Consider the following 11,095-nt stretch of genomic DNA (forward strand, 5'->3'; position numbering starts at 1 on the left):
CAAACTTTATTTGTTGAAAGATTTTTCTACGTTTTTCTTTTTCCAACAATAGCACCTACCTCTGATATATTAATAATTATGTTACTAATTTAATAATAATTATTAGCACAAAGACAAATATATCTACATATACAATAAAATAGTTTTTCTTATAAAAATTGGGGATAATATTAAGTAAATACCCCACCATGAATAACACCGGCGCAATATTTTCCATCACATCAAAAAAAGGAATAAGAATTAAACTTATCGTGCCTAAGACAATAAATAAATTTGAAATGTAATTAAATGTTTTACACCACACTGGCTCTTCATTTAACTTCTTATTGTCCATTTATTGAAACTCCTTCTTTAATATTAACTATCGCCATGTTTCATTTATATTATACAGGCTTATGATTTCGAACCCAAATCAAGTCTTCTTATAAATTTCCACTCAATTTTTTAATAACAACTTCTTTCTTTTCATCTAAGACATCAATTGAATATTTGATTTCATTTGTTAAATCTACTAACGTTAAATATTTATCATGGCCTGCCCCAGTGTCTATGCCTATGATCCTATTTTCAAAATGAAGTTCGTCATCTTCATAACCGAGTCTAAAATTCGGCACATGTCCATGAACTAAAACTTTATTTTCAGGTAAATTGAAATTTAATTCCGTAGGTTGATGTCCCGTAACGATGCTGCGTTCTTGATGTTGTAAATCTTTGTTTGTATCAATGCCTGCATGGGCAAAAATATAGTTATCTACTGTTTTAATATGTGGCAATGCTTCAATAAAATGGCGCCACTCCATAGCTAAGTCCTCATCACTTTCCAACCATCTCATTTCATGATTACCAATTAACACAATGGCGCCTTCTGCTTGCAATTGCTTCACTAATTTCAAAGTGCCTATTGAGTCAGGGCCTTTATTCACATAATCACCAACTAAGATAAGTTGATCATTTTTCGAGTTATATTTTGTGGCCTCTAGTAATTGTGATAAGGAGTCTACGTGGCCATGAATATCAGAAATAGCTAAAATTCTTTTCTTCAACAGCATTGTACCTCCTTATCCAATTCGTTTTCTCTTTCTTTGATATATTTCAAGTATCATTAAAATGATAGATGTTAACCCTATAGATAAAAGTGCCATTGCCATCCCTTGGGCAGAATCGCCTTGTTCAAATTGTCGATAAATAAATGTAGAAGACGTATCTGTATTAGGTGGTCTCAACATTAAGGAAGCAACAAGTTCCCTCATCGAGATACAAAATATCAGAATCCATCCTGAAAGTATACCGGGCATTAATAATGGCAATATAATTGTTTTAAACAACATCCATCCCTTACTACCAGAAATTTCGGCCGCTTCAATCAGATTTTTACTGATTTGTTGATTGACTGTTTTAATATTTTGCACAGCATATGGAATATAAAGCACAGTATAAGCGACAGCTAAGATGGCAATCGTATTGTAGATAGGTAATACATTGTATTTATTATTCCAAAAAAGTATCAGACCGATTACTACAATAATCCCCGGCACTGTATTAGGTAATAAACTTGTAAAATCGATAAATCGACCTAACGTATTACCTCTTTCTGTAATTAGCACTACCCATAAACCAATTAAACTCGCTAATGTGGCTGATATTGTTGCCAATAAAAAGCTATTAAATAATGCGATGCTTCCATTGCCTGATAAGACATCACTAAAATGTTGAATGGTAAAATTGTTTAAATGAAATCCTTGCGACATCTTTTTCATAAAGGCATTAGCGAAGATGCTTGCATAAGGTAAAACAATCGTTATAATCAGTTCACAAATCACAAATACGTAACATAATATATTCCATTTACTTTGTTGATGAATTTTAATTTTCCGGCCTTTTCCAGCACTAGAGTTGATATTCGTTTTAGTCTGAAACCATTGTTGGAAGGCCCATACTGACATACTGACAGCTAATAGTAAGGTTGATAATAACGCTGCTCTTTGAAAATCAATCGGCCATATTGAGGCGCTATGATGGATCTCAGAAGTCAGTACTCTAAATCCTATACGATTGCCCATTGTAACTGGCGTGCCAAATTCTCCTATTGTTTTCACAAATATCAATAGAGCGCCCATGCTATAACCCGAGACAAATAATGGCGCGATAATTTTTTTAAAACGATAAAAGAATGTTCCACCGTAAATCTCGGCCGCTTCTTCTTGCGATTGATGGATGTTCATAAGCGCATTTTTCAAAATAATATATAAAAATGGCGTTAAATGACAACTCATAATGAGTACCATTCCAAAAAAGCTGAAAAAATAAGGTGTAATATGCGTGAAAATCGGGCTAATTTGTTCTAGCAACCCATTTCGTTGCATCGTCAGCATCCACCCCATCGATCCAATATAAGGAGGCGTCATAAATGGCACCATAATTAACAAATCTAACCATTGGTGTCTTTCTAGTGTCGTTTTAGTCATAATATAGCTCAAAGGCAGTGCAATGAGGGTACATAAAATGACTACAGAAATACCTAACAGAATGGAATTCAATAATATCTTCAAATGGTACGATTGTCCCAGTTGTTTAAGGTGATCAAAAAATGTTTGACCACCTTCTGGAACAAAGCCTTTTAACAGTATCAGACATAAAGGCATGATGATTAAAATAAATAATACAATAAATGCTAAAATCTGATTAAATCTATTTATTAATTTGCTATTCATTCTATCTCATCAATTCCGTAAATTGTTTTAATACTTCTTCACTTTTATCGCTTAGATTTTCCCAATCATATTTAAATTCTTTAATATCTGCTCGTTTTGCTTTACCTTTTTTCTTTTCTGCAGATTTATCTGCTGGAATTAAGTAGTGATCGTCTACTTGTTTTTGTCCTTTTGAACTTGTTACGTAATCCATATATTTTTTAGCTAATTCTTTATGAGATGAAGATTTTAAAATGAAAGCAGGACGTGGAGATATAGCTGTACCTGATTTAGGATAAGCAATATCAACTGGTTCACCTTTGGCTTTAGCTGCATATACCATATAATCTACGCCACCATATACAACGTCATTTTCACCTTTAATTACTGATTCTAATGCAGGTTTATTAGCCCCAGCTAATTTCATGCCATTGTTTTTTAACGCTTTATAGTCATCCCATGCTTTATTGCCTTCGTTATTTACTTTAATAGATAATAAATCTAACGCTGTACCCGATTCTGATGGATCAGGGATTGCAATTTTGTCTTTAAATTGTGACTTAGTTAAATCTTTATCATCTTTAGGAGGATTTTTAACATTTTTAGTGTTATAAGACATACCTAAAGCACTACCGCTAAATCCATAATAATAACCGTCTTTATCAATCCAATCTTTATATAACTTGTTATGATTTTTTACTTTATATGGCTCAATTAAATCTTTCTTTTTATAATCTAAAGCTGCAGGTAAAGAAGCTAGCTGTACAACGTCTGCTTTCGGATTATCTTTCTCAGCTTCTAGACGTCCTAACACTTCACCTGTTGTCCCTTGGAAGACTTCTACTTTCTTTCCTGATTCTTTTTCAAACTCTTTAACCATATCTTTAACTAAATTGTCAGGTCCAGCTGCGTATAAAACAAGTTTCCCTTTGCCATTACTAGATGATTTTGATTTATCATCACTACTATCGCTATTTTCAGGTTTATTTTGACATGCGGCTAAAACGACAACTAATGCAAGTAGTAAAAACAGATATTTAGTAACGTGTTTCATCTTTATTTTCCTCCGAATTTGAATAAATAAAATAATTTTCTGGAATATTAAACGCTAAATGAACTTGTGTATCTTTTGCATAAGGTTGAGTATCGTAAAACATAACTTTCGTATTATTGATGCGTGCTAAATATTGGTAACGTTCTCCTGTAAATTGAACATTTTCTATTGTAGCTTGTAGTGATTTTTCACTTTCTGAAATATGAATATTTTCTGGACGTACAAGCACACCACATTTACCATTTTCAAGTGACTTGGGAACTTCAAATTTAAAGTCATCTCTTGTTTTGAAATATTGATTATCTATAGTTCCTTCAATGTATGTGCCTTTTCCAATAAATGTAGCGATTTTTTTAGATTTTGGATGATAATATAGGTTTTCTGGTGAGCCTTTTTGAATAATTTGACCTTGAGATAAGACGATAATTTCATCAGACATCGTCATGGCTTCATTTTGATCATGTGTCACAAATATAGCTGTCATATTGTTTTCTTTAACTAATCGTTTTATGAGTAGTTGCATATCTTCTCTTAAGGTTGCATCAAGGGCTGATAAAGGTTCATCCATCAAGATTAATTTCGACTGAGAGATAATCGCACGTGCTAATGAAACACGTTGTTGTTGTCCTCCTGATAACTGATGAATTGCTTTATCCCAATGTTCTTCTAGGTGAACTTCTTTTAACGCATCCATCACACGTTGTTTTAAATTTTCAGTATCTTTTTTCACTTTTAACGGATAAGCTACATTTTGAAATACAGACATATGTGGCCATAACGCAAAATCTTGAAACACCATCCCTAAATCTCGGTTCGCTGGTGAAATGAAACGCTTATTTTCTGTAGAATAGTATGTATTCTTGTCATGTATAATCTGTCCAAAGTCTGGTTTTTCCAATCCTGCTATGAGACGTAATAATGTCGTTTTGCCACATCCCGATTCTCCTAATAAAGAGACGAACTTCCCATTTTCAACTGTTAAACTCACATCTTTAATTACATTTTTCGTATCAAATGATTTTTTAATATTTATTAACTCTAATGTCATCCTTTCACCTCTTTTCACTATTAACTATAAGAAAAGGATGTTTATATTGAATGAATATATTATTAATGTATATCAAAATAATTTATAAAAAGCTGAAGCTTATATAGATTTAATCTATAAAATAGTTTATGAAATATAAAAAAACTGTTTAATCCTCTCCTAGAATTAAACAGTTCTTCAATATAAATAGTTATATACTTTATTAAATGATGAATTTTCACCTTATTATTCTTTATTATTCTTTCTCTAAGTATTTTACGAAAGCATCTTTATAAATGTCGATATAATTTAAATACATATCTTTTTCGATGTATTCATCAATTTGGTGTGCTACTAAAGATTTACCTGGTCCAAAAATAGCTAAATCAACGTTATTTTCATTATCTCCTAAGAAACTAGAAGCATCTGTTGTACCGATTAATGCACTCACTACAATTTCATCTTTATCCACATAGTTAGCCGCTGTCTCATTAATCACTTTGATTAAATGATTATCTTGATCACTAACCACCGGGTCAAGACTACTTGCTATTTCAAGTTTCAAATGATCCTCGTCTACGTTTTTAATCACTTTTTCAAATAAATCTTTAATAAACTCATTATCATACTCAGGCACAGTTCTTACGTTATATTCAATTGAAGCGACTTCTGGCACAGAGTTAAACTGTTTACCACCTTGAATGATTGAGCCAATCATAGTAAGACCAGACGCGAAGTCTTTTTCTTCTTTACTAATTGAATCGCCAGCAAATTTATCAATCATAGGCGCAATGTCAAGTTCATGGTCATTATCGTTCTTTTTAATTTCTTTATATTCTGCTTTTAATTTTTCCATAAATTCGATTAATAAGTCGATCGCATTTTCACCTAAGAATGGCATTGAACTATGTGCAGCTTTACCTTTAGCTACGACTCTACAACCCATTGAACCTTTGTGGGCGTAGAACAATGCATTGTCTGTTGGTTCGCCAATGACTAAACCATCGACATCATCTAAATAACCTTTTTCAGCAAAGTATTCAGCACCATGTTGTTCTTTCTCTTCATTCGTAGTGGCTAACAGACGAATCGTACCATTTTTCAATTTATCTTCTTCTTTTAATTCGATAAGCGCGATAACCATGGCCATAAGTCCACCCTTCATATCAGTGGTACCTCTGCCATACAATTTACCGTCTTCTTCAGTTAATTTGAATGGATCGTATGACCATTCATTTTTATCTCCGATATCTACAACATCCATATGACCACTAATGGCTAATACTGGTGACCCGCTTCCGATTTCAGCAACTAAATTCGCTCTTTTACCTTCAACTTCTAATATTTCAGATTCGATATCATGTTTTTCTAATAAATCTTTCAAATATTCACAAACTTCGATTTCATTATCATTTACGGTATCCATTTCAACAATATCAGCTAATAATTGAATTTTTTCTTCTTCGCTAAATTTAGACAATCTGTTCACAACCTTTGAATAAGTATTAGTATTATCTATACCTTATTTCATTTTATTAAACATTAATTTTTTATTTTTCACAACTTAATTTTTTATTTTTTGAAAATGAGTCCCGGTTAACGCATTTGAAGTCATCTTTACTAAAAAAGTTGCTTAACACGTACCAACGTATTTAGCAACTTCTTCTATATCTTAAAATGTGCCTGGATTAAAGCCTGCTTTCCATTCATTGAACGGCCAATATCTTAAGACAACTTTACCTACAAGTTGTTTCTTATCGATTAAACCGACTTCAGGGAAACGACTATCCACGCTATTTTGTCTGTTATCTCCTAAGACTAAATACTTGTCTTTTGGTATTTTAGTTTCTCCGTTAGCGCCTTCAAGTTGGCTAGATTTAAATGTACCTGTTAAGTATTCACCTTGTTTATGCTTTTTATTGTAATCTAAATAAGGTTCAGATACTTTCTTATCATTCACATATAATTGATCTTTCTTATACTCTACTTTATCACCAGGTGTCCCGATGACACGTTTGATAAAGTCACGTTGGGCGTCTTCATGAAAGACGACGACATCCCCGTTATCAATATGATTTAAAGTTTTGGAAATTTTACTTACAATTACTTTATTTCTACCTTGGAAAGTGGGATACATCGAAGAACCTGACACTGTGTAAGATACACCGATAAATTTCCATACAAGACCTACGACTAATAGGGTTCCTCCGATGGCTACAATCCATTCAATGATTTCTTTTTTCAATTTAACCCCGCCTATCATCTTTTATAAACATCATTTACTTTATCATACTTACATTTCAACGTCGTTGCACTCATTTTTAAATATTATAACGTTAAATTTTTTATTTTTCTTCTGAAGCGTATGTATGCTTTATGTTATGTCCTACTATTAAATTAGTGATTAGCCATACTACCTGACATACTATTGGAGTGAAAAATATACATAACAATATGCATATTAATTCAAAAGCTTCATTAAGCGACTTTATACCATAATACATAGCCATAGAGATAAATCCAACTAAACATATTAACCAAAATACAGTCACAACCCACCATAACACCCATGAAATTCTCATATAAAAGTGTCCCCTCACTATTATCTTGATAACTTCATCGTAACAAACCTCTGTCATTATTCCTATTCAAGATGTCACATTTAAGCGTGCCGTCCCACTTATTTTTTCAAAAAATAACGTAACCTTTCATATTCGTAAGAAACAAGGCCGTCTTTGTAAGGTTAGATAAAGGCAACAGTCCTCGCATGCTCCTACAATTATAAATGTAATAGAAACAAGGAGTGATAAATAGTGAAAACGTTAAGAAATATTTTAATTACTGTTGTCATTATTGCCGTACTTATTGTGGGCGGATTATTCGGATTAAATGCATATTCTGATAAGCACCCTAATAATCAAGCAGTAAACGATTGGAACAAATTAAATCCAATGGCGCCGACACATGAATATTATGTAAAAACTCAAAAGCCATCTAAAGTTGAAGTCTTCGATAAAGAGAAAGATTTCCGTACTTATTACTATGACCAAAAAGGTTACGAAAAAGATGGACAAACTAAAAAAATTGAATATACAGCTGCTAAAAAATTAAAACCTAATCATTATCTTGTAGTCAGTGAAAAATCTCATACGATTACGTCATACGAAGAAGTAAAAAAATCAGATATTCCTGAGAAAGCAAAACAAAATTTATAAATTTCATTAAGGAGTGTAAGTCATTATGCCAATTTTAAACGTCAATCATTTATCGAAAGTATATGGAAGCAAACAAAAATACAAAGCCTTGAACGATATTAACTTTTCAGTGGAAGAAGGAGAATTTGTCGCCATTATGGGACCGTCTGGGTCAGGTAAGACTACCCTACTCAATGTGATTAGTTCTATTGATAATATCTCAGGTGGCACTGTGGAAGTAAGTGGCAACGAAATTAATAAAATGTCAGATAAAAAGTTAGCGCAATTTCGAAAAAAAGAATTGGGATTCATCTTCCAAGACTATAGCGTGCTACCTACATTAACGGTAAAAGAGAATATTATGTTACCGTTATCTGTTCAAAAAGTAAGTAAAGATGATATGGAGAAACATTATAAAGAAGTGACTGAAGCGCTAGGCATTTATGATTTAAGTAATAAATATCCTAGTGAGATTTCTGGTGGGCAACAACAGCGTACGGCTGCGGCGCGTGCGTTCGTGCATAAGCCTTCCATTATCTTTGCGGACGAACCTACTGGTGCATTAGATTCAAAAAGCGCACAAGATTTATTAAATCGTCTTGAAGAAATGAACAAACAATTTAATAGTACGATTATCATGGTTACGCACGATCCATCGGCAGCAAGTTTCTCTGAGCGCGTGATTATGTTAAAAGATGGAAATATTCATTCAGAAATTCATCAACAGAATAAATCAAAACGTGATTTTTACGAGGAAATTATTCAATTACAGTCAGCCTTAGGTGGTGTCGCAAATGACGTTTAATCAAATTACTCTTAAAAATTTAAAAAGTAATATCAAAAACTATGCTTTATATCTATTCTCGTTAATTTTAAGTATTATTTTATATTTTAGTTTTGTAACTTTGCAGTATACTCATAGCATCAATAACGATGGCTCTCCTAAGATTATTCAAAGTGGTGCTAAAGTAGGTGCTGTATTTCTCTTCATTATCATTATTATTTTCCTAATGTATGCGAACCACTTATTTATCAAACGTCGCACACGTGAATTTGCGTTATTTCAATTGATTGGATTAACACGTGGCAATATTTTACGCATGTTAGCTATTGAACAATTAGCTTTCTTTATAGTCACTGGTATTTTAGGAATTCTTATTGGTATGGTAGGCTCGGAAATTTTACTGAATATATTAGTGAAGATGATGCACTTGTCGGTACACGTGTCAATTGGATTCGAGTTGCCTGCTTTGTTCCAAACGATGTTCATGCTAGTTCTAGCGTTTGTGTTGATTATGTTGCAGAACTTCCTTTTCCTAAAAAAACGAACAATCTTATCAATGATGAAGGATAGTACGAAGACTGAGGCGACTAAGGCGAAGATTACGGTGCCAGAGCTTATTGCGGGTGTGTTAGGTATCGTGATGATGGTGCTAGGTTATTACATTTCTACTGAGATGTTTGGCAAGTTCCAGGAACTAACAATGGCGCTTGCTTCACCGTTTATCATTTTATTCTTAACTGTTGTGGGTGCATATTTATTCTTTAGAAGTTCCGTATCGGTCATTTTTAAATCTCTGAAAAAGTCTAAACATGGGCGCGTATCGATTACAGATGTTGTGTTTACGTCATCAATTATGCACCGAATGAAGAAAAATGCGATGTCATTAACGATTATTGCTACTATTTCTGCTGTGACAGTATCAGTGTTGTGTTTCGGCGCAATTAGTAAAGCAAATACTGACTTTAATATCCAGGCTTCAACGCCTCAAGATATTAACTTTTCAAAAGAACAATCTGCACAAAAATATGAAAAATCGTTAGCACAAAATAATATTAAATATAAAGAAAAAGTTTACGAAAATTCGAATACTGCGATTGGAAAAAATGATGTTATAAAAAGCAAAACTGGAGATTTAATGCAAAATGCGAATGTAGCAGTTATGGCAGATAAAAATATTAAAGGAAATCATGCGACGATTACTAATTTACAAGGTCCTTTACAAGGTATGGTGGATATTCATACAGATAAGGACATTACGCTAAAAGGTAAGAAAAAAGTTACTTTCCATGTAGATAAACGTAACGATGATGAAGTTATTCCTATGAATGCATCTATGGGTGGACCAGTGCTTAAAGTCAGTCCTAGTAAGTATGATGCATTAAAATCAAAAAAATACATTTCACATCACTATGGTTTCAATATCACTAATCATCATGACTTATCAAAAGCTGAAAAATTGGCTAAAAAAGTGAGTCAGGGTGTTGAAATAAAGAGTGAATCGAAAAAAATGATTGATGAGAGCACAGGTATCTTGATGTTTGTATCTTCATTCTTAGGATTGGCGTTCTTAATTGCAGCTGGTTGCATCATCTACATCAAACAAATGGATGAAACTGAAGATGAAATTAATAATTATCGCATCTTAAGACGTATCGGTTTCACACATACTGATATGATGAAAGGGTTAGGACTAAAGATTCTGTTTAACTTTGGTTTACCATTAATTGTTGCCCTATTACATGCATTATTTGCAGCGATGGCCTTTATGAAATTATTAGGTGAATACGCTCCAACTGCCATTATTATTGTTATGGTCGTTTATTCACTGGTATATCTCATCTTTGCGATGATTTCATTTATCCATTCTAATCGCATCATTAAACATTCTATTTAAGATTTTTTGGCATAAGTATAACAAGATACTGGAGGATTTCATTATGAAAATTAAAGAACTAATTCAACAATCTTATGAAGATTTATTAAGTTTGCAAGTGAACTGGTACAATGGGCTCATTTTACTCTTAATTGTATTTTTATTAAGTAGCATTACAACGCCAATTATTGGCGTACCTGTAGGTTTACTTGGGGGAGGCTATTTCTTAAAACGCCAAGAAGAAAAAAATAAATAAAATATAGATCATCGAGAAGCATCTTTAAAGGAGAATCACCTCTCCTTTAAAGGTGTTTTTTATTATAGGTTTTTATAATTTTAGTTATATAGTATGCCTTAAATAGTCTACTAAATTATGTATGTAAAAAGCACTTATTTTCCCAGGAAAAATTTCATTTTTAATTTTATAATTACTTTAATTTATCATTGTTTTTTACATTGTTTAAATTATAATA

11 protein-coding genes are annotated in these 11,095 nt (G+C 32.5%); 4 read left to right on the top strand and 7 right to left on the bottom strand.

What is annotated here, in order from left to right:
• Window positions 1–76: 76 nt before the first annotated feature.
• From MT340_RS12350 to lepB, 7 genes are all read right to left on the bottom strand, one after another.
• Window positions 77–334 carry a hypothetical protein gene (locus tag MT340_RS12350; RefSeq protein WP_243590184.1) on the bottom strand — a complete coding sequence of 86 codons (258 nt, stop codon included), beginning with the start codon at window positions 332–334 and terminating at the stop codon, window positions 77–79.
• An 88-nt stretch (window positions 335–422) separates the two neighbouring features.
• Window positions 423–1,043: a metallophosphoesterase gene (locus MT340_RS12355; protein WP_243590185.1), complete on the bottom strand. Its 621-nt coding sequence runs from the start codon at window positions 1,041–1,043 to the stop codon at window positions 423–425.
• A gap of 15 nt (window positions 1,044–1,058) precedes the next feature.
• A complete protein-coding gene (locus MT340_RS12360; RefSeq protein ID WP_243603924.1) occupies window positions 1,059–2,711 on the bottom strand; it encodes an ABC transporter permease in 1,653 nt (550 codons plus the stop codon).
• 1 nt (window position 2,712) lies between these two features.
• Window positions 2,713–3,744, bottom strand: a complete 1,032-nt coding sequence (locus MT340_RS12365) for an ABC transporter substrate-binding protein (RefSeq protein WP_243590187.1) — start codon at window positions 3,742–3,744, stop codon at window positions 2,713–2,715.
• Window positions 3,728–4,792: an ABC transporter ATP-binding protein gene (locus MT340_RS12370; RefSeq protein WP_243590188.1), complete on the bottom strand. Its 1,065-nt coding sequence runs from the start codon at window positions 4,790–4,792 to the stop codon at window positions 3,728–3,730. Before MT340_RS12370 ends, MT340_RS12365 begins: the two co-directional genes overlap by 17 nt.
• 235 nt (window positions 4,793–5,027) lie before the next feature.
• Entirely contained in the window at window positions 5,028–6,251 is a 1,224-nt protein-coding gene (locus tag MT340_RS12375; RefSeq protein WP_243603925.1) for an ArgE/DapE family deacylase, read from the bottom strand.
• A gap of 192 nt (window positions 6,252–6,443) precedes the next feature.
• Complete coding sequence (lepB, locus tag MT340_RS12380) at window positions 6,444–7,016, bottom strand: signal peptidase I (protein WP_243590189.1); 573 nt, start codon at window positions 7,014–7,016, stop codon at window positions 6,444–6,446.
• 568 nt (window positions 7,017–7,584) lie between these two features.
• Here lepB and MT340_RS12385 point away from each other — a divergent pair.
• The 4 genes from MT340_RS12385 to MT340_RS12400 are packed head-to-tail and all read left to right on the top strand — an operon-like array spanning window position 7,585 to window position 10,878.
• The gene (locus MT340_RS12385; protein WP_243603926.1) at window positions 7,585–7,986 is read left to right on the top strand and encodes a YxeA family protein; all 402 of its coding nucleotides are present in this window, start codon (window positions 7,585–7,587) and stop codon (window positions 7,984–7,986) included.
• 25 nt (window positions 7,987–8,011) lie between these two features.
• Complete coding sequence (locus MT340_RS12390; protein WP_243603927.1) at window positions 8,012–8,770, top strand: ABC transporter ATP-binding protein; 759 nt, start codon at window positions 8,012–8,014, stop codon at window positions 8,768–8,770.
• Window positions 8,760–10,643, top strand: a complete 1,884-nt coding sequence (locus tag MT340_RS12395) for an FtsX-like permease family protein (RefSeq protein WP_243603928.1) — start codon at window positions 8,760–8,762, stop codon at window positions 10,641–10,643. Before MT340_RS12390 ends, MT340_RS12395 begins: the two co-directional genes overlap by 11 nt.
• A 43-nt stretch (window positions 10,644–10,686) precedes the next feature.
• Window positions 10,687–10,878: a VraH family peptide resistance protein gene (locus tag MT340_RS12400; RefSeq protein ID WP_243590193.1), complete on the top strand. Its 192-nt coding sequence runs from the start codon at window positions 10,687–10,689 to the stop codon at window positions 10,876–10,878.
• Window positions 10,879–11,095: the final 217 nt, after the last annotated feature.

Origin of the sequence: Staphylococcus sp. NRL 16/872, assembly GCF_022815905.2 — a bacterium.
Taxonomy (GTDB): domain Bacteria; phylum Bacillota; class Bacilli; order Staphylococcales; family Staphylococcaceae; genus Staphylococcus.